Genomic DNA, 1,059 nt, shown 5'->3' on the forward strand with positions numbered 1-1,059 from the left:
TTCTACACTTTTTTGAAAGGCATTAAGATCAGATTTTGTTGAGAAAACTAGTGCATACTTACTAGACTTTGCAAGTTCTTTAGCTTTATCAAGTTCTGCCAACTTTAATTTTCGCTCGTCAGACTCTTCATGGTTAAAAAACTTTTGTAAAAGAGTCTTATTTATCGTTTCATCTATTTTTCCAACTTCTTTTTTAATTTTTTTACTTTCAATACCAAACATATCATTTAGCCTTATCTCTATGATTGGCATTATTTTTGTGGTTTCTTCTTTTTTTTTCATCTCTTTCTTTGCTTTTTGCTTTATATCTGAGAATGTTTTTTTCATATTTTCAGACAGTACTTCTGACTCATTAATTTGCTTCTCTAAACTTTTTATGGTTTTTTCTAACTCAACTATCTCTTCATTCGTCATTTTCTCTTTTTCAGCGAAATGTCCACGAATATTGAAGAAGTTATGTAGCTTTTCAAATACATCACTTGCCCCTGCGAGAGCAGACTGAATGGCAATATAAGGAGCGTTTTTTTGCATATTTACGATAACATCTGTTAAAGGCTCTGACATGCGACTATCGTCTATCAATGCTCTTAGCTCCTCAGAGATGTCCTCTGCGTCCATCTTTTCATATTTTTGTTCAGCTCTTTTACCCAATACTTGCTTAGCAAAGTCCTCTATCCAAGTCCCTTCTTTATAGTCAGGTTTGTTTTTATTCTCTAACAGGTAACTTTCCATCCGATTGGCTAAATAAGCATCTCTTGCTGATATAGGATAGATATGCTCCAGATCAATTTTGTCTTTGAGTAGGTTGTTGAAAATATGTTTTTTAGTGGTTTCAGCGTCATCCGCATTGGCTGACTCTTGATCAAACTTATTAACTAAAGCAAACAGTCTTGATTTTTGGATAGTAGGAATGGCTTCTATCTCATTTTTTATACTTTCTTCGGCTTCAGAGTTGAGCTGCGTATAGTCCAAAACCAGCATGACTGCTGAGCTACGCTTTAGCTGCTCTCTCAACAGGCCTAATAGCTCTTTATGACCTGACTCATTTGGCCCAGCTGT

At 35.0% G+C, this 1,059-nt stretch carries 1 protein-coding gene; it reads right to left on the reverse strand.

Annotated features, from left to right (window positions below):
* The coding region (locus ACS8FD_RS16570) for a P-loop NTPase family protein (protein WP_439276647.1) at window positions 1-1,059 on the reverse strand (1,059 nt) is incomplete at both ends.

It is taken from the genome of Psychrobacter sp. 1U2 (assembly GCF_051847575.1).